The 18,970-nt window shown below is 65.0% G+C and carries 14 protein-coding genes; 9 read left to right on the top strand and 5 right to left on the bottom strand.

Going from position 1 to position 18,970, the window contains the following annotated elements; genetic code table 11:
* Positions 1-112 precede the first annotated feature (112 nt).
* Positions 113-3,580 (top strand): AAA family ATPase, encoded by a 3,468-nt coding sequence (locus NOCYR_RS08845; protein ID WP_158430144.1) that lies wholly within the window; start codon positions 113-115, stop codon positions 3,578-3,580.
* Here NOCYR_RS08845 and NOCYR_RS08840 read toward each other — a convergent pair.
* Positions 3,574-4,002 carry an NIPSNAP family protein gene (locus tag NOCYR_RS08840; protein ID WP_197538411.1) on the bottom strand — a complete coding sequence of 143 codons (429 nt, stop codon included), beginning with the start codon at positions 4,000-4,002 and terminating at the stop codon, positions 3,574-3,576. The two genes, NOCYR_RS08845 and NOCYR_RS08840, sit on opposite strands and share 7 nt — an antisense overlap.
* 522 nt (positions 4,003-4,524) lie before the next feature.
* On the opposite strand from NOCYR_RS08840, the gene NOCYR_RS08835 reads away from it, so the two are divergent.
* Positions 4,525-5,169 carry a DUF4352 domain-containing protein gene (locus tag NOCYR_RS08835; RefSeq protein ID WP_231856048.1) on the top strand — a complete coding sequence of 215 codons (645 nt, stop codon included), beginning with the start codon at positions 4,525-4,527 and terminating at the stop codon, positions 5,167-5,169.
* A gap of 68 nt (positions 5,170-5,237) precedes the next feature.
* Here the strand turns inward: NOCYR_RS08835 and NOCYR_RS08830 are convergent, their stop codons facing one another.
* Entirely contained in the window at positions 5,238-5,936 is a 699-nt protein-coding gene (locus NOCYR_RS08830; RefSeq protein WP_014350012.1) for a class I SAM-dependent methyltransferase, read from the bottom strand.
* A 354-nt stretch (positions 5,937-6,290) separates the two neighbouring features.
* Here NOCYR_RS08830 and NOCYR_RS30135 point away from each other — a divergent pair, with 354 nt between their 5' ends.
* The 4 genes from NOCYR_RS30135 (at position 6,291) to NOCYR_RS08810 (ending at position 11,824) form a co-directional block, all read left to right on the top strand.
* Positions 6,291-6,686 carry a hypothetical protein gene (locus NOCYR_RS30135; protein ID WP_197538410.1) on the top strand — a complete coding sequence of 132 codons (396 nt, stop codon included), beginning with the start codon at positions 6,291-6,293 and terminating at the stop codon, positions 6,684-6,686.
* A gap of 5 nt (positions 6,687-6,691) precedes the next feature.
* A complete protein-coding gene (locus tag NOCYR_RS08820; protein WP_081505352.1) occupies positions 6,692-10,330 on the top strand; it encodes a caspase, EACC1-associated type in 3,639 nt (1,212 codons plus the stop codon).
* A 621-nt stretch (positions 10,331-10,951) separates the two neighbouring features.
* Entirely contained in the window at positions 10,952-11,434 is a 483-nt protein-coding gene (locus tag NOCYR_RS08815; RefSeq protein WP_014350009.1) for a hypothetical protein, read from the top strand.
* 75 nt (positions 11,435-11,509) lie between these two features.
* Positions 11,510-11,824, top strand: coding sequence for a hypothetical protein (locus NOCYR_RS08810; RefSeq protein ID WP_014350008.1), 315 nt, complete (start codon positions 11,510-11,512; stop codon positions 11,822-11,824).
* A 53-nt stretch (positions 11,825-11,877) separates the two neighbouring features.
* Here NOCYR_RS08810 and NOCYR_RS30335 read toward each other — a convergent pair whose 3' ends face one another.
* Positions 11,878-12,132 (bottom strand): hypothetical protein, encoded by a 255-nt coding sequence (locus tag NOCYR_RS30335; RefSeq protein ID WP_014350007.1) that lies wholly within the window; start codon positions 12,130-12,132, stop codon positions 11,878-11,880.
* 157 nt (positions 12,133-12,289) lie between these two features.
* On the opposite strand from NOCYR_RS30335, the gene NOCYR_RS08805 reads away from it, so the two are divergent.
* Both NOCYR_RS08805 and NOCYR_RS08800 read left to right on the top strand, forming a co-directional pair.
* Complete coding sequence (locus NOCYR_RS08805) at positions 12,290-13,339, top strand: flavin-containing monooxygenase (protein ID WP_014350006.1); 1,050 nt, start codon at positions 12,290-12,292, stop codon at positions 13,337-13,339.
* Positions 13,340-13,415: 76 nt separating this feature from the next.
* Positions 13,416-15,086: a bifunctional metallophosphatase/5'-nucleotidase gene (locus NOCYR_RS08800; RefSeq protein WP_081505351.1), complete on the top strand. Its 1,671-nt coding sequence runs from the start codon at positions 13,416-13,418 to the stop codon at positions 15,084-15,086.
* Between the two features lie 16 nt (positions 15,087-15,102).
* Here NOCYR_RS08800 and NOCYR_RS08795 read toward each other — a convergent pair whose 3' ends face one another.
* Both NOCYR_RS08795 and NOCYR_RS08790 read right to left on the bottom strand, forming a co-directional pair.
* Positions 15,103-15,801 carry a histidine phosphatase family protein gene (locus tag NOCYR_RS08795; protein ID WP_048833194.1) on the bottom strand — a complete coding sequence of 233 codons (699 nt, stop codon included), beginning with the start codon at positions 15,799-15,801 and terminating at the stop codon, positions 15,103-15,105.
* Between the two features lie 4 nt (positions 15,802-15,805).
* The gene (locus tag NOCYR_RS08790) at positions 15,806-17,758 is read right to left on the bottom strand and encodes a UvrD-helicase domain-containing protein (protein ID WP_081505350.1); all 1,953 of its coding nucleotides are present in this window, start codon (positions 17,756-17,758) and stop codon (positions 15,806-15,808) included.
* A 769-nt stretch (positions 17,759-18,527) separates the two neighbouring features.
* Here NOCYR_RS08790 and NOCYR_RS30880 point away from each other — a divergent pair.
* The gene (locus NOCYR_RS30880) at positions 18,528-18,851 is read left to right on the top strand and encodes an Rv3235 family protein (protein ID WP_014350002.1); all 324 of its coding nucleotides are present in this window, start codon (positions 18,528-18,530) and stop codon (positions 18,849-18,851) included.
* The last annotated feature ends 119 nt before the right edge of the window (positions 18,852-18,970 follow it).

Genomic DNA, 18,970 nt, shown 5'->3' with positions numbered 1-18,970 from the left:
CCCCAATACTTTTCACCCTCACCGCGGTAGAGTTGTCCGGTCTCCGGCTCGGTGGGGAGGAACGTGGGATATGGGGCGGCCACGGTTCACGGGTAGCCTGCAGGTGCTCTTGGTGCTGTCTACAGCGCTACTCGGCATCGCGACCAACTACGCCACAAACCAGCCCTCGCCGCCGCTTGCGCTGCGTCTGGTCCAGCAATATGCCGGACCGGCAATAATCGTCGTGCTCCTCGTCCTTATCGTCGGCACGGTAATGACGACGCGGACGCAACAACCACGGCGCAGGTCACGCCGGTGGGATCCGTCCCGAATGCCCTATCCCGGCCTCGACTCCTATACCGCCGAGGAAGCCTCGGTGTTCTTCGGCCGGGAAGAAGAGATCGAAGAGCTTGTCGAGCGGATGCACGGCGACGGGCGGGACCGGCTCGTCGTCGTGGTGGGTGCTTCCGGCAGCGGCAAGTCGTCCCTGGTGCAAGCGGGCGTAGTGCCGCGGTTGGCCGAAAGGCGATGGACGGTACTACCGACCCTGACGCCTGGCCCCGACCCTGTTGCCGCCTTGGCGCGAGCGGTCGGCGGCGACATCGACGAGTTGCGCCGTAACCACGAGGCATTCGGCCACATGATCATTCAGGCTCGGCAGCGTGCGGGACACTCGAGGTCGAAGACTCTGCTGCTGGTGGATCAGGGTGAGGAGCTGTTCACCCTGGCCGGCGAGCAGGAGCGAGCGCGGTTTCTGCGCTGCGTCGATACCGCGTTGCGCGACGACCGCCGGCTGTGGGTGACCCTGACGGTGCGGATCGAGCATCTCGCCGACTTCCTCGACACCCCGTACTCGGGACTGTTCCGGCGCCCGCTCGCTCTCGGCGCGCTCACCGATACCGAACTGCGGTCTGCTGTCACCGGTCCCGCCGAGTTGGTCGGACTCGAATTCGCTCCAGGACTGGTCGACCACATCCTCGGCGATACGGCAACCGCTGACGCCCTGCCGTTGCTCGCGTATCTGCTCCAGGAGCTGTACCTCGCCGCCGGACCATCCCGCCGCGCGACATTCGAGCACTATCAACGTCTCGGTGGTGTCGCCGGCTCGCTGTCGCGGCAGGCCGCAGAAGCGGTCGAACGGCTCGGTGGGCCGGAAGCGACACCGCGGATCCTGCGTGTCTTGCTCGAGTTCGTCACCATCGATGGGGAGCAGGCCTACCGGCGCCGCGTGCCACTCCCAGAGATCGGGACAGAAGAGCGAGATGTCATCGACGCATTTGTCGATGCACGCCTCCTGGTGACCGGTGCTGTCGACGGTAGACCGATAGCGCAGGCAGCTCATGAGGCACTGTTCCGTCAGTGGGTGCCGCTGCGCCAGGAGGTCGAAGCGCGAGCGGCCCAGTTGCGGCGTCGCGCCGAGCTGGAGCGGTGGGCGGGCGATTGGGAGCAGGCCGGCCGGAACCCCGACTATCTACTTACCGGCGACCGGCTGGAGCAGGCCCGGCAGTGGATCCGGGATCATCCGGAACTCGCTGGTCCGGCGGTCGTGGCGTTCGTCGACGAGTCCGCGCGCCGGGATGCCGCGTTCCTGCGCCGGGTGTCGGAGGGCATCGGCGAATACGTGCTCACCCATGTCGAGGACTATCCGGATCTCTCCGTCCTGCTGTGCCTCGCCGCGCTGGCCGAATGCCCACCTACCCCCGTAGCGACCCGCGCGTTGATGGCTGTGCTGGCGCACCACCGGCTCATCGATGTGCTCGATCTGCACACCGATACCGTGCGCAATGTCGCATGGTCACCGGATGGGCGGCTGATCGCTACCGCTTCACGGGACGGCACCGCCCGCGTGTGGGCCGCGGAATCACGTCAGTGCACGCAGACCCTGCGAGGGCATGGGGACATGGTCGAAATGGTGGCCTGGTCTCCGGACTCGACGAAAGTGGTGACGGCCTCGCGTGACCGAACCGCGCGGGTGTGGGAAGCGGCGACCGGCCGGGTCCTGGGGGAACTTCCGGCGGGTGGCGACGTCTGCCGTGCCGTAGCCTGGTCCGGCGACGGCACCCTGATAGCCACAGGTTGCCGAGACCGCGTGATCCGGCTCTGGAACGCCGAAACCTATACTCTCCGCGCGGAACTCACCGGACATACCGACAACATTCTCGGGCTGGCGTTCAGCCCGGACAACAGCCGACTGGCCAGCGGTTGTCACGACCGCACGGTCCGAGTCTGGGACCTCACCGACCACACCGCCATAGCTCTCGAAGGGCACGAGGACTTCGTCGAAGGTGTGGCGTGGTCTCCGGACGGCGCACGGTTGGCCTCGGCCGGTGGCGACGCGACCGTGCGTATCTGGGATGTTTCAAGCGCAACCCAGACGATGCTAATCCGTTGCCACGACGACAGGGCCTGGAACTGCGACTGGTCACCGGACGGTTCGATGCTGGCGACCTGTGGTGGGGATGCAACGGCGAGGATCTGGAATCCCGTCAATGCCGAGGAGAAGTTCGTCCTGCGCGGCCACACGGGTGATGTGTGGTCCATACGCTGGTCGCCGGACGGCTCCCGCTTGGTCACCGGTGGCGCGGATGCCACCGCACGCGTGTGGGCGTTCTCCCCGCGGGGCGCCGAGAGCCGGCAGGTCACCGGCCACCGAGGTCCCGTGCAGCGAGCCCTGCCGGTCGGCGACTCGATCGTCACAGCGGGCACCGACGCGACCATTCGGGTCTCGGACATCCTGCGACCCGAGCGGTCGAGTGTCGCCGCGAGCCATCACGAGCCAGTCCTCGACGTCTCGGCGACGAACTCATACGCGGCCACATGCGCCAAGGATTCCAGCGTCGCACTCTGGCGAATCGGCAGCGAGTGGACTCGTCTCGCCACCATCGAGACCGACATGACCTGCGAAGCTGCGCAGCTGTCCCCCGACGGCCGTTATCTCGCCTACGCGGGACACGACCGGTGCCTCTACCTCGCCTACTCGACCCCCTCGCCCGCTACCTTCCGCGTGCACCATCACACCGACTGGATCACCGGTCTCGCGTGGTCACCGACGAGCCGCTATCTGGCCACCGTCTCCGACGACCGCACCGGCGCCGTCTGGCGAGTGACGTCGACACCCGAAGGCCCCCGCGCCGAGCTCGTGACCACGCTCATCGGACACGGGAACTGGGTCGACGCCGTCTCGTGGGCGCCCGACGAGTCGCAGCTCGTCACCAGCGGCGCCGACAACACCGCACGCGTGTGGGACAGGGTCGCCGGCGAGTCCACCGTGGTCCTGCTCGGGCACACCGGCCGAGTCAAAACCGTCGCGTGGTCGCCGGACGGCACCCGGATAGCAACCGGCTCCTACGACCGCACCGTGCGCGTCTGGGACGCACATACCCACAACGAGATCGGCGTCATCGGCGTCCACCGGGACCGAATCACCGATGTCGAATGGCTGCCCTCGGGAGACCAGGTGTTGACTGCATCCTTCGACGGCACGGCCCGCATCTGGCCGGTCGACGTCGACCTCGACGACCTCCGTGCCCGCGCAAGAGCCCGGGCATACCGGTCACTGACCCCGGAGGAACGATCCGCGCACTTACTCCCGGCTCACTGAACCGGATCGACAACCCGGACGTCCCGCCCGACGAGATACTCCGCCGGATCGAGCCCGAGCGCCTCCCGCTTCGGCGAAGCCCAGTAGCGCTCGTTGGCTTCCTCGAACGTGTCCTCCCCCTCATAGGAGATCAGCCAGATGAACTGGCTGCGTTCGCGATCCAACCAGGCTCCACCGATCTCGAAACCGAGCTCCAGGCGCAGCGGCACCACCAGGTCGCGCCACTTGCCGGCCCACTCGTCGAGGAGACCTTCACGGATGGTGTAGGTCCGTAACTGTGTTGTGCGTGGCATATTCGTATCTTTCACGACGGGCGTGGCGTCTGCGACCCCATATTGCCGCCATTTCGGGCCACCCTCGCCCGGCAGCGGCGCGCGGGGTCGTTCCGGGCCAGCTCGATGAATTAGGGCCAGCCCGCTCACCCCGTCGCTTGCCGTCCGGGCTCGGCCTGCGCGGTGATAGTGCCGATATCGGCGAACCCAAGAGCAGAGCAGCCCGCCTACGCGGCATGAGCCTCTCAGGTTGGCTACCAGCCTCGCATGGTCTGACGTCAGGCATCTGGGCGCGGCACCAACCCGACCCTAAGGCGATGACCAGCAATTTCCTCCCCAAGCGGGAGCAGCCGAAACTGCTTTGTAACGTAGCTCACAGTGCCGGCTATTAGTCAGTGAACGCCACGTACCGCGCTGATCGAACACTCCACCCCGAGTCCTGCACAACCGAAGGTGCGCAACTATGACCTCGCCTCCCTACCCGCCCTCGCCGCCGCCTCCATGGTCGCCTGCCGGCCCTTACCCAGGGCCGCCCGTCGCGCCAGGAAAAGAGCGGAACACGCTAGGGATAATTGCGGTCATTACCGCAGTCGTCGGCTTCCTCTTCGCCTGCATACCCGGGGCCCTGATCGTCGGGTGGGTCCTGCTGCCGATCGCTTTCATTCTCGAATCGTGGGCGTGTGCCAGACCGGAAAAACCAAAGGCACCAGCATCGCCGCGATTATCATCTCAGTGGTCGGCACAGTCGTTGGTTTCGTCGTCTTCTTCGCCGTGGTCTCCGATGCTTTCGATGACGCGTTCGACACCAGCGACGTATCCGTGGCCACCCCGGCGGCACCAGGCCAGGCAACCGAGTCCGGCGCAGCTGACCAGGACACCTCAACGGATCAAGGAACCCGCGCGAATCCGTACCCACTGGGGTCGGTGATAACTGACGGCGACTGGCAGGTGACCGTCAACAGCGTGACGCTCAACGCGAATGATGCTGTCGCCGCGGAGAACTCGTACAACGAAGCGCCCCCGCCAGGCTCGCAGTATCTCCTGGCCAACGTCACGATCACCTATATCGGAAACGACCCTCAAGGCGATACGCCCTTCGCAACGATCAGCTATGTAACCGCGGACGGGAACACCGTGAACTCTTACGACAGCAACGCCGTGGCACCCGATGCGCTCGACACGAATAGCCCGCTGTTCGAGGGAGCGTCGACTACCGGCAACGTCGAATTCCTTGTGCCGTCCGCATCGGCGGCACAAGGCACCCTCGCCGTTGAGCCGGCATTACTCTCCGACAAGGTATTCGTCGCAGTGACCTGATCGTTCCGACTGATCGGACTGCTGTCAAAGGGCTTTCGCCGCATTGGAGCGCGGAAGCCCTCGAAGCACTAGACGGATTCCAGAACGAAGAACAGGAAGCTCAAAAACCTACCGGAAGAGGATCTCGCCAAGACGTCGGGGAAGAGTTCCTGAGCTTCCGGCGCCGGAGGCGGTTCGCTGATCGTGATAGTGCGAAACCCGGCCGCGGTAAAGGCATCCGTCATCGCATGCAGCGGCCGATGCCAGTAGGTGAGCACGGCCTTCTGACCGTCGAAGGTGTACTCCTCGGAGTGCTTGACGGTCGCGAAATAATCAGCCTCCGGGTAACGCAGTTTGTAAACGAAGGGATGATTGACGGCCACGATCAGGCGGCCGCCGGGCTTCAGGACGCGCCGCAGCTCCGCCAGCGGCCCTGCCCAGTCCTCTAAGTAGTGCAGTACCAGGGACGCGATGACATCGTCGAATGCGCGGTCGGTGAACGGCAGCCGGCCTGCGATATCGGCGACGTGGAGAGCAGCATCGGCACCGAGTCGCCGCCGGGCCAGCTCCACCATTTTGGCGCTGGAGTCGAAGCCGGTCACGATGGCGCCTCGGTCGCGCAGCGCTGCGAGTATCGGGCCGGAGCCACAGCCGGCGTCGAGGATCTGCCGACCGGCCACATCACCGGCCAGGCCGACGATCGCGGGCCTCGCGTAATAGCCGTTGATAAGGTTGTTTTCGGTTTCGGCGGTATACCCCTCGGCAAAGCTGTCGTAGTCGTTCTCCACGGGCACGTCTGTGGGTCCGACCGAGCTTTCGGGAATTGCAGGCATGCGCACCATCCTGCCGACTCGCCGGCCCTAGTGCCAGGAGATCAACTTGCCGAACGGTTGCTCGATCCGGCCGCAGGGCGGCGTAAGCGAAGCAGCGCAGGCTCGAAGAGCGCGGTAGCTGTCACTGGCGATCAAGCCGCAGGCGGGACGAGGGTGAATCCGACGGAACGGCTTCAACCACTGAATTTCACTGGGCTCATGAGTAACTCACGAACCAAACCACTCGGAACGTTACTGGTGTAGGCGGCAAGATCGATCTCGGTCGGGCACAATGGCGATGCGAACTTTTCGCCAGAGCAGGGGGTTTCGATGAGCGATGCCTGGGAGCTGCGGGTCCTGACCGGGGGCAACAGCCTGTTGACTGAGCGGTTGACCCGCGAGTTGCGTTCCCACCTCGGCTTACAAGGTGTCGATGCGGCGTTTGCCACCTCCGCGTCCGCGTCAGCAGGACACAAGAGCGGAATTAGTCAAGAACTGGTTCTACTCGTGAGCGCAGGGCTTTCGGCCGGCGCTGCACGGGTGCTGACGACCCTGATCCGGGAGTGGTGCGAACGGGATCGCCGTCGTCAGGTCGAGCTTCGTATCGGCGACGCCGAGCTCGTCCTCAGTGGCAACACGGCAGATCAGCTCGATATCGTCGACAAATTCCTCGGCGAAGTCGCGGAACGGCGCGACGGCGAACCTCAGACGGAGCTGGACAGTTGAGCCGGATGGCGAGGCGGCGCGCGCTGCTTATCGGGAACCAAACCTATGCCGACGCGAACCTTGACGATCTGCCGTCTGTCAATGCTGACCTCGCCTTCGTCGGGCAGGTGCTCGACGACCGGCGGATAGGCGGCTTCACCGAGATCAGATCCCTGCTGGATCTCACCGCGAACCAGATGAGAGAGGCGATATACGACTTCTTCCAGGAAAGCCGTGAGGACGAACTCGCCGTACTCTACTTTTCCGGGCATGGCACGCGAGCGATAGATGCCAACGGCGAGTTCCATTTCATCGCTACGGACACAGACACGCGTCGACTCGAGCACACCGCGGTCCGTGCTCACTACGTGAACGACCAGCTCGACCAGTGCCCGGCCGCGCAGAAGGTCGTCATCATCGACAGCTGTCTCAGCGGAGGCTTCGCGACGGGCTTCCGCACGTCGGACCCCACGCCTAAGGGCGCGGCGAATGGTGATCCGGTCAGGCAGATCTCCCCGCTGGAAAGCCGTGGCGTGTACGTGGTCTCGTCATCACGAGCCGGCGAACGATCGTTCGCCGGCCGTGACGAGTCGGAGCCCTCCGTGTTCACCAACGTGCTGGTCGAAGCCCTGCGGACTGGCGAAGCGGCTCGTGGCAGGACCGACGTGTCGGTGAAGGACCTGTTCGAGTACGTCAACACCAAGCTACGCAGTAGCGGTGCAGGGCAGATTCCGGTCATCTCGGCGGCCGGTGTCGACGATCGGATCGTCCTGGCTGCCTGCCCGCGAACACCCATCGAACTCATTGCCGGACCGCCGCCGATCCCGGGAGCGGACCTGCCGACCGCATCCGGTAAATCAGGCCCCCCGTCGTGGGATCAGCTCCTCGATTATTTCAGCAATTGTCTGCGCGCAGAGTCGGATTCCTGGCTCTCGGCTGATGACGACGGTGAGACCTTCGTCGTGCTACAGGGCAGCGAGCGGCTCCTTGTCGGTGACATGGACTCAGACCATTCGATCGCGGTGCCCGATGAGGCGCGTGATCTGGTGTCCGACTCGGTCGCTGGACACCAGCAGCTATGGGCAGGATACCCGGCCGTCGTCGTACAACACCGCCTACAGCGCAAACGCCGCAACACTCGGGTCAAGAAGCAATTCGCTCCATTGTTGATCCGGCGCGTCGAGGTTGTCGAATCCGCAGGTTCCCGCCGGCTCTGCCCCATCGGGCCGCCGATCGTGCACCCCGCGGTACTCAGTGAGTTCATGAACTCGGACGAGGCCGCAGTCTTCGTACAGGCCTACCAGCCGCACTGGCATGCCGGCGGACGAGCGGAGATGGCCAACGACATCAGGCAGATCCTGCGCAATGACTTCGAGATTCATCAGGTCCAGGAACTCGAACCAGAATTTCTGGAATCAACGCTGGATGTCGATACACCGACTGATGGGGCCCGCAATGCCGCCATCCTGTTTCGCATGCCCGATGTCGATTCCGGCCCCAACAAAAAGCTCCTCGCCGATCTTCAGGACATCAGGGCCAAAGTGGCCGAAATACCGCGGACTGCGCTCGGCGCGATTTCACCTGGTGCGGCACCCCCACATCGTGCCGAGCCCGAGCACTCGATCCGGATTGTCACCCCACTGCGCTGCAACGAAGCGCAAGAAGCGGTGATCCGTTCGGCTATGACACAGCCGCTCACTGTCGCGACCGGGCCTCCGGGAACAGGGAAGACCGACCTGGTGGTCAACCTTGTCGCGACGGCGATTTCCACCGGCCACACCGTGTTGGTGGCCTCGACCAACAACCGAGCTGTCGACGAGGTGTGGAAGCGGTGCGAGAAACTGCTTCCGGGCACAGTCATCCGCAGCGGAAACGTCGCGAATCAAGGCAATGAGCAGGCAGGCCTCACCAGCCTCACCCGGCTGAGTCCACCCGACATCAATATTCAGACCGCGGCGCTGAAGGTGGATTTCACAAGCGAGGAACTCAATCGCCAGCGCGAATCGCTCGGCCAGATCGCCCTCGCGGAACAGCGGCTGCTCGACATCGCGCGACACCGCGCAATACTGATTGGAAAACTGGAATTCGACGATGGCCAACGCCGGACACTGTTCGAAAACCATGATCCCAAGACGGTGGCCCGCAGATGCAAGAAGGCGCTGCGTTTCGGGCTGATTGCCAAGCGGCGCTGCAGACGACTAATGCGTCGCCTCGGTTTCGAGGATGAAGAACGTGACCCGCTCCGAACTATCGAGCTGTTGGCCGAAACCGCCCGAGCCGAGGTTTCCTGGACTGAGGCAATCGATCGACAAGCTGCACAGCTTCCGGACTATGAACTGCGGTCCCGTCTACAACAGGCCGCGGAAGCGGCCCGAACGGCATCACAGACCTTGCTCGACTCGACGGTCCGCACCGTCGCTCATTCGAACCGGCGATCGATCACCGCCCTCCTGAACCACAGGTCCGGCAGCGATTGGGCAGCCAAGACCGGCGCGTTGCGTGGGGCACCGGCCTGGGCGGTGACCGCCCAGTCGGCGCGTAGTTTTCCCCCGAATCCCGGCCTGTTCGACCTCGTCGTTATCGATGAGGCGAGCCAGTGCTCAGTTCCTGCGGTGCTTCCCTTGCTGTTCCGCGCAAAGCGGGCGCTGGTGATCGGCGACCCGATGCAGCTCACTCATATCGCGACACTCGACATACAAGGCGCGGCGGCTGCCGAACGCATGGCGGATGTCTCGCCGGTCTGGCTGGACCGCAACGATATGTCATACCTCCGGCACTCGGCCTTCAATGCGGCCGAACGCAAAATGGGCGGCAGTCTCCTGCTCGACGAGCACTTCCGCTGCCATCCGACGATTGCCACAACTGCCAGCAATCTATTCTACAATGGCCGCCTCACGGTGATGACCGACGTCAGGATGCAGCGCGCGTCCGCCGCCGATGATTCGATTATCTGGCACAAGACCGATGGCGCCGCCGAGCGAGCAAAGAAGGGCTCCTGGACCAACCCTTCCGAGGTCCGAGCAGTCACGGATCTGGTTGCTCAATTGAGTCGGCCCGGCGGGTACCAAGACGACATCACGATCGGCATCGTTACGCCGTACCGCCCACAAGCCGATGCCATCCAAAAACAGCTGGGCAGAGCGGATATTCGCGTCGGGACTGTACATACGTTCCAGGGTGGCGAGTGCGACATCATCATCTTCTCCTTGGTTGCCGCGCCGAATATGCCACGAGGCTCGATCGACTGGATCGACAAGCAGCCGAATCTATGGAACGTCGCCATCACCAGAGCACGATCCCAACTCCACGTGGTCGGAGACGAACGAGTCTGGCAGCAGCGTCGCATCGGCCAAGAGCTGCTGGCCGCCGCGGCGGGCCGGCCCTTCGAGCCTCAGCCGTCCAACGACCTGACGAAAAGGCTGTACGGATGGCTACGCGACGCTACCGAAACCGACTTCGGAGTCACCGTTCTCGGGCACTACACCGACGCTGTTACTCGAGCCGGTGACGGAACCACCAATGCATATGTACTCGACGCCGGATGCGGCGACGCGTCCCCCGACCGCCATCTCCGCGTGATGCTCGAGCGGGCGCGACTCCGTACCGACCATGGCCACCGGATCTTCGGCAGCAGAGTTCCGGCCTGGCGGCTGTACATGGACTGACAACGCGCAAATGGTGGAAGACCCGTGTGCCAGTACGACATCCGATGCCCGGTAGGCAGACATCGATCCGCGCAGGCTTGCAGGTACCGAACCACGTACCGGTCGACATATGTTGCACCGCGTGGGTCCTACTCGAACCAAGCCGGCCCGTCATGGTGGAATCACGACAGAACACGGGTCGCATGCGCGCTGAGCGTATCCCTGATCATCTCCGCAATCAGCGGCACGATCGCTCTGCTCGGTCCCGCCGACATATTTCCTCAACCGCGGTGGATGACCATCGCCGCTGTCACTACATTCGCCGCTCCATTTGCCGCCGGGGGCTGGTTCTTCTCACGGTGTTGGGCTTGGACGGAAACCACGGGCGATCGGTGTCGCAACCGCCGACATGGGTTCCTGCGGCGCTGCCAGATCCGATCGCACCGAGCGAGCATCTACGACATGTGGGGACTCATTTGCATGGGAATCGGCATAGTCCTCGCGATACCGATGGTCAGGCTGGTGTTTGAAGGGTGGGGTCTTAGGAGGTGAACATATCTATGGGGACCGTCACCTGCCCGCGATGAGGTGAATCCACGGATCCGATCACGCCGTATTACTCCAGTCGACCATGATGAACCCATGTCGGATTTGAAATGGGACGACGTCAAGGGCTTCTTCGATCCCGCGGTCATGGGTGCGCTACCGGACATCTACGTGCACGACACCACCGTCGACGACTGGCAGGCCGTGTTCGACCTGATTCGGTCGAGTGGGTGGGAGTGGGAGTTTCGGGTAGGCGATGAGGTGCGGCCGTTGCCGGGGGCGGCGGAGGTGTTGGGGCGGGGTGAGGACGATGAGGTCGTCAGTCTGCATGTTCGGGTGGGGCCGGAGCTGTTGGCGATCTTTCGGCCGTGGTTCGAGTCGCAGGTGGAATTCGATGTCGATCTGCAGGAGTTGCGGGGGCAGGGTGGGGTTGATGTGCTGGCGGGGTTTCTCGGCACGATCGGGCGGCTGTTGGGGAAGGCGGTGGTGATGTACGCGGAGGGGGATGTCGAGCGGCCGGTGCTGGGGTATTCGCCGGGGGTGGATCGGGTGGTGGTGATGGCGGAGGGGCAGGACTGACGCGGTTGGGCGGTCTGTGGCCAATTGCGGATCTACACTGGTGGCGTGTTTGTTCGACGGCTGATCGCAGCGTCCATGTTCGCCGCCCTGACCGCGTTCGGTGCGGGCGCCTGCACCATTCAGGGTGACGGGTACACCAGCGAGTGCAAGGTTGAGGGCTGCGTTATCACGTTCGAGCGTGGCGTTGATGCCGAGGCGAACGTGCTCGGGTTGAAGGTCAAGGTCGTCTCGGTGGAGGGGAACCTGGTGACCCTCTCGGTGGGCGGGCAGGAAGTCACGGTTCCGGTGGGTGAATCGGGGTCGGCCGAGGGCAACACGATCACGGTGCGTGAGGTGACCGATCAGCAGATCGTGGTCGAGATTTCCTCGGGGTTGCAGCCTGGAGGGTGATGCGGCCGTGGCCTGGGGTCCGGACCGGTGGCCCGGACCCGGCCAACCAGGAATCAGCTGTTCTCGCAGCCGATTCCGTTTCCGTCGCGGTCGAGGTCGTACTCATCCGGCCCGATCACCCGAACCCGCCCGGTGTACTCCGGCCCGTTCCCACTCCCACCGGCACAGTCCACATCAGAAGTGATCGGCACACACGGGTCATAGGACTCATGGCACCCCGACCCCGGCTGCGCCGAAGCCTGCACCGGAACCGACAGGACCAATCCGACAGCAACAGCGGACGTCCCGAGAACAGCGGCGATTCTCATCTTGCTCCATTCACTTGTGAAACGCTGACGATTCTCTCATGCGGTCGGGAGTGCTTGTGAGGCAGACGGGGTCGAACGACCTGATGCTCGTATCCGTGATCAGCCGGGCGTAATTCGTTTGCGTCCGCGCATGGCCGGCTGTCACGATCGGGCCGTCATGGATACCTCAGCGATCGTCATCGGCGCCGGTCAGGCCGGTATCGCCGCGGCACTGGCGCTTCAGGAACGTGGGTTGCGACCACTGGTGCTGGAAGCCGGTGACGATACCGCGGGCTCGTGGCCGCACTACTACGACAGCCTCCGGCTGTTCACGCCGGCTCACCTCGACGGACTGCCGGGTCGGCCGTTCCCCGGCGACCCGAACCGCTACCCGACTCGCGACGAAGTCGCCGACTACCTGCGGCGCTGCGCCGAAGACCTGACGGTTCGCACCGGACAGCGGGTGCACAGAGTGTCGCGCGTCGACGGCGGATACCGCGTACAGACAACGGAGGGCACGGAATTCACCGCACCCATGGTGATCGCGGCCTCTGGCATGTTCGGCAATCCGCACCGCCCGGACATTCCTGCGCTGAATTCCTACACCGGCGAAGTCAGCCACAGCTCTGACTACCGGGCGCCGGAACCCTTTGCGGGACAGCGGGTTGTCGTGGTCGGTTCGGGGAATTCGGCGTTCCAGATCGCGGTGGAACTCGCCTCCTACGCTGAGGTGATCCTGGCCTCGCGCACCCCGCTGCGCTACGCGACCACCGAGCCGATCCCGGCGGATTCTCGGTTCTGGCGAGTGCTGTCGCTGGCCGCGCGGCTGCCGGCGGGCCGGTTCTTTCACAGCGGGACGATTCCGGTCATCGACACCGACGGTCACCGCGAGCTCATCGACAGCGGAAAGCTCGAGGCCACCGAGATGTTCACCGCCGCCGACGGCACGGAGTTGCGTTGGGCTGATGGGCGGACCGCTCGGGTCGACGCCGTCATCCTGGCCACCGGTTATCGGCCCGCGCTCCAGTACCTGGACGGTCTGATCACCGTCGATGCGGCCGGGTTTCCGTCGCATCGCAACGGCCTGTCCACCGCTCGTCCAGGTCTGGCGTTCATCGGCTTGGAGTACCAGCGGTCCATCCTGTCCGGAACGCTGCACGGTGTGGGTCGCGACAGCCACTACCTCGCACGGAAGCTGACCAGGGATTATCGGCGCAGCACCAGGTGAAGCGACTCGGCGGCATTCGTCAGAATTCACCCCTCCGTCGCATTCCGGCCCACCTGATATGTCACCGTCGGGACGCATGAGCGCCTCTCATCGCGTCGCCGCTGCTTGCGCCGGCCTGCTCAGCGTGATCCTTCTCGTCGGCTGTACCGCCGAGCCGCCGACTTCTCCCGGCCAGACCCCGCTCGTCTCGACGGACGATCTGCCCGAAGCGCAGTCTGGTGAGGTGCATCTGTTCGGGTTCAACGATCTGCACGGGCATCTGCAGCCGCCGGAGGGTTCCAACGGGCAGATCGCGGGCCGGGACGCGGGTGGTGCTGCCTACCTGGCGACGCATGTGGCGCGGTTGCGGGCGGCTTACCCGGACAGCGCGGTGCTGTTGGCGGGTGACAATTTCGGGGCGAGTCCGCTGGTGTCGTCGCTGTTCCATGACGAGCCGACGGTGAAGTACTTGAATTCGCTGCGGCCGGCGGCGTCGGCGGTCGGGAACCACGAGCTCGATGACGGTGTGCTGGAGCTGGCGCGGATGCAGCAGGGTGGCTGCGCGCTCGACGGGTGCTCGCCCGGAGCGCCGTTCACCGGGGCGGAGTTTCCGTATCTGGCGGCGAATATGACCAACGGTGACGGGCAGCTGCCGCCCGGTCTGCGGCCGTGGACAATGGTCGAGGCGGGCGGGCACAAGATCGGTGTGGTCGGCGTGGTGACGCCCGAGACCGCGCAGATCGTCTTCCCGGAAGGGATTCGCGGATACAGCTTCGGCGACCCGGCGGAAGCGATCAACCGGCATGTGCCCGAGATGCTCGCCGCGGGTGCGGAGGTGATCGTCGGGTTGGTGCACGACGGTGGGAAGCAGCAGGTGCCCGACGCCGACTACAACGGTTGCGCGAACATCACGCCGAACGTGCCCGAGCTGGCCCGCCGCACCGATCCGGCGGTGCGGGTGTTGATGACCGCGCACAGCCACCAGTCCTACGTGTGCGAATTCGACGGGAAGGTCGTGACGCAGGCGGCGTCGTATGGGCGGCTGATCACCGACGTCACGTTGCGTTTCGGGGACGGCGATGTCGATGTGCGGGCCGTGAACCGGGTGGTGACGCGGGATGTGGCACCCGATCCGGCGACGGTCGAGCTGATCGACTTCTTCGCTGCCGAAGCCGCGCCCCGGGCCGAGCGGGTAGTGGGTGCCGCGGCGGCGCCGTTGCCCAAATCCGCTGCTCCGGGCGGTGAATCGCCGTTGGGCAATCTGATCGCCGACGCCATGCTCGACGCTACCGCCGGGCCCGCGCAGGCGGTGGCGGCGTTCATGAACCCGGGTGGTGTGCGGGCCGATATCGGAGCAGGGCCGATCACGTTCGGCAGCATCTATCAGTCGCAGCCGTTCGGTAATCAGGTGGTGACCGTCAGCCTGACCGGACGCCAGATCGTGGACCTGCTCGAACAGCAATGGAGTCGCCCGGACAAGGCGACCATTCTGTCAGTGGCCGGCATCTCCTACGCCTACGACGATGCGGCGCCGGCGGGCGACAAGATCGACGAGAGCAGCGTCCGGATCGGTGGCCAGCCGTTGAACGAGGTTGCGGTGTACCGGGTCACGACGAACAACTTCCTCGCCTCCGGGGGTGATGGATTCAGCGTGTTCACGCGGGGGACGGATATGACGGTGGGGCCGGTGGATCTCGACGTGCTGGAGGGCTACCTCACCGAGCGCGGGCCGGTCGCGCCGCCGGCGGTGCGGATCGAACGTCGGTGATCGGGTTGCTGGTCGATCAGGCGAAAACGCTTTCCCCCCACCGAACCAACTTCAGCCGCCCCCGGTCCTGAACCCACTGGGAAACAGACGCATTCGGGACCGGCGGAAGTTCCTCGGGCAGCTCGGAACCCGGACCGGAGAAGATTCGGCGCAGCGCAGCGATGGTCGCGTCGTGGGCGACGATCAGCACCTGCGTGCGCGCGGCGGGCCGTTCGATGTCGTTGATGAGATCGCGCACGCGCAATGTGACGTCGGCCAGCGATTCGCCACCCGGCGGGCGATAGAACCAATCCCCCAGGCGCTGTCGGCGTTCGGCTTCCTCGGGTGCGTCGCGGCGGATTCTGGCGGGCGACCACAGTTCCAGCGACCCCATCTCGCGGTCGCGTAGCCGTTCGTCGACGACCACCACCGGCTGGGCACCGGAACCTCGTGCGGCCTGCTCCATCGCAGCCCAGGTCTTTCTCGTGCGCAGATAGGGCGAGCAGAGGACCAGCCCGGGGCGATCGCCACCCAGCCCGGACCACCATCGGCCGAGTGCCGCGGCCTGCTGCTCCCCCAGCGGCGACAGCTCGATCGTCCAGTCGGGCACGCGGTTGCGGGAGTCGGCGTCTGGTCCGCCAGCTGCGGCATTCACGGTGCTCTGGCCGTGTCTGACCGCCCAGACTCCGGCGAGTTCGGTCGGCCGTGGAAGCGGGTATGCGAGCGCTTCGTGCACCCGGTCAGTCTGTCAGATACGCGACCCACAGGTAGTCGCGTGGACGGCTCACGGCCACCAGTCGCTGGCGGGCGAGCAGTTCGGCGCGGTCGCGGGCCCCGCCGGTGAGGTGGGTGGTGTCGATGGGTTTGTCGGCGATGTGGAAGACGGCGGCGAAATCCATGCCCTTGGCCCGGTAGACGGTGCCGACCTTGATGCAGTCGAGCTGGGTGCCGTCGTATTCCTCGAGCGACAGCACCGGGAAGTTGGCCTGTTCCAGGACCGCTTGGAAGTGCGCGGCGTCCTTCCTGGTGCTGACAATGACGGCGATATCGGTGGCGGGCAGGCCGGAATCCTTGATCGCCCGGACCAGCAGCGTGTCGATCTCGGCCCGGCTGACTAATCGCTCGCTGGCCTCGCCGCCCGGGAGTACGGAGTCGCTGTCGCGCAACACGAATCCGCGGCCCCCGTCGAGATCGTCGACGCTGTTTCCGGCCTCGATCTGCTGGGTGTAGCGCAGAATCGCTTCCCGGTTGCGGTAATTGCGCCGCAGGATACGGCCGCGACCCAGCAGCGGAATTCCGGCGTCGGAGATGCGCCAGCCGCCCGCATAGACCTGCTGCTGGCCGTCACCGACCATGAGCAGGTTCGCGTCCGGGCCGCCACCGGCGATCTGATGGACCAGGCGCAACTGCATGAGGGTGAAATCCTGCACTTCATCCACGACGACCATGGCGTAATCCTCGGTGCTGTCCAAGGGCCGCGCCCGCAGCTCGTCGATCGCTTTGCGGATGATGTCGTTGAAATCGTCGGCGCCACGATTGGCCATGCGCGCCTGGTAGGGGCGATAGAGGTGTTCCCACACGTAATCGCGGCGACTGCCGTGCAGTTGAATGCCGTCGCGGCCGGTGCGTTTGATCGCCTTGTAGGCATCGCGGGTCTCCAGGCCGCGGCCCTTGATGGTGCGATCCAGCTCATCTTGCCAATACTGATAATCGGTGCCCTCGATCCGTCCGAGCACGTCACGAGCACGGCTCCAGGCGCGGGCGAAAGCGTCTTCCCGAATGGTGGAGTCGAGGTAGTAGGGCACTTCACGGCGCTTGAGGAAGTCGATCGTCCACGCGTGCAGGCCGATGAACTTCGCTCGACCCCGCGCGTGCGGAGCCAGGTGGGCGAAGCTCTGCTCGTGATAAGCGGGGAGGGTCTTGACGAAGCTGGTGAACAGCAGGCGGCCGGGATGGTGTTTGGCGAAATGCGCCATGCGATGCAGCGCGACGACGGACTTTCCGGTGCCGGCGGGTCCGCTGAATCTGGCCGGGCCGTTGAAGTTCGCGTGGACCAGCGCGAGCTGTTCGGGATCCAGGAACGTCATCCAGTCGCGGAACGGGCGGGCCAGACCATTCGCTCTCGCCTCCTCGGCCAGCGTGGATTCACCGAACAATCCGTCGGCGGCCACCGCATCCCCTGCAGGCGCCGATTCGGTGGAAATGTGCTGGTACCAGGTCAATCGGTCCGCCACCGAGAGCGCGATATCGCGTGCCCGCCGTTTCGATAGTTTGGTTTCGCCCGTGATCAACGTTTCCCGAATGGTCGACTCGTCGACCGCGAGGAACTGATCGTGTGCCTGCGCCCGCACCGCCGAGGACATCAGCAACATGATGTCGAGCATGTGCGGGACGAACTGTTCGCGCCCGAACAGCAGGCCCGCAAAGGCCTCCTCCGCATGTTTGCGCACCCGCGCCAAATACCCTCGGGACGGCACCACATCGGTGAACACCAAGGCATACACACCCGTACGCCCGATCGCGAACCCCGACGCCCGTCCCTCGTTGTCACCCGCGCGGTCGACCAAAATGTGCCAATCCCGCTCGGACAGCGGCACGGATAGAAACCGCCGCTGCGCCGCCGTGAGCCGCGGTAGGTCAGCGAGTTCGCGCTCCACCCACCGGCGCCTGCGCTCACGAGCAATATCGGTCATGAGTGATCCCCTACCTTCGGATGATGTTTGCATCCGAGGAGGAAGTTTACCGGAATGTTGTTGTTTCAACAGTGAAATCTGCTTATTGCCAATGGAATTGGGAATGTTCTTGCAGATGTCGTTGCATTTGCTGCGCACCAGTTCCCGAAGGTACGGGGTGAGCGACAGCAGTGGGGGTCGGGCGCAGAGCCCCGGCACCGCGCCGGGCCCGGTCGCAAATCGTGGACGCCGACCCGCTGCCTCGAACCGCTCGGCGCGGCAGCCCAGCAACGCGGCGAGTCGGGTGACAGCCCCCCCTGTTCGGCGTTCGGGTAACCCAAGATCGCCGACGCCGCCTACTCCGGTGAGGCGAACCACGGATGATTGCCCGTTCGCTCACTCGACGCCCATCCGCCGACTCGACACGACACGCCGTCGATTCCGAAAACGCCGATCCGACAGCGGGTGTGCGACGAATCCGGCGCGAAACCCGGCGAACAGATTTTCCCGAATGCCATGCTGCAACCAGCCGATCGCGCTCCGGCGATCATCTGCGAGGGGGATACCGATGGATGAGTTCCGGATAGAACTGCTGCCCATTCCCATGTACGAACCTCCGGCACGGCCGTACGTGCCGAACGGTTCGCGGGCACCCCTACCTGCGGGCCCGGAAACATTGCCGTGCCGCAGTCGCCTACGACCCCGGACCGGATCATCCACTCATCGAGAACCCGCAGGAATCCGCCGGGCGGCGTGCTCGGCGGCGCGGTCGAACCATGGCGGTGAGGCGTTGGAACAGGCACGGCTGGCCGCCGAACGATCGCTGCGAGTGGCGTTGGAAGTACTCGACCATCGGCGCCCGGTCTCCCAGCTGTCCGGGATCGCCGACGAACGCACCGTCGCGGCGGTCGGCACCTTGGTGCGGGCCGACCTCGTGCCCAGCAGAGAGCTCGGCGCCGCTGTTCTGGCCGGTCTCCATGTGGAGATGGTCGACGAACAGACAGCGGAGATCTGTGCTCGATACATACGCGGCTCGCGACGACTGGCGCTGGCCGCCCGCATCGAGCGATCCGGGAGCCGAGATTGGCACCTGACCGCGCTGCGATTGAGCTGAACCGCCGGGCACACACCCGCCTCCGCAGGCAGCGGTTGTGGCGTCGAAGGTCGTACTGACAACTCCTGCACCGCATCCGTCCGGACGCGCGGGTTGGTTACATTCCGATCTCTGCTATC

Source organism: Nocardia cyriacigeorgica GUH-2 (assembly GCF_000284035.1).
Classification (GTDB): Bacteria; Actinomycetota; Actinomycetes; order Mycobacteriales; family Mycobacteriaceae; genus Nocardia; species Nocardia cyriacigeorgica_B.
The sequence above is the reverse complement of the archived record's forward strand: the minus strand, read 5'-3'. Positions and strand labels throughout refer to the sequence as shown.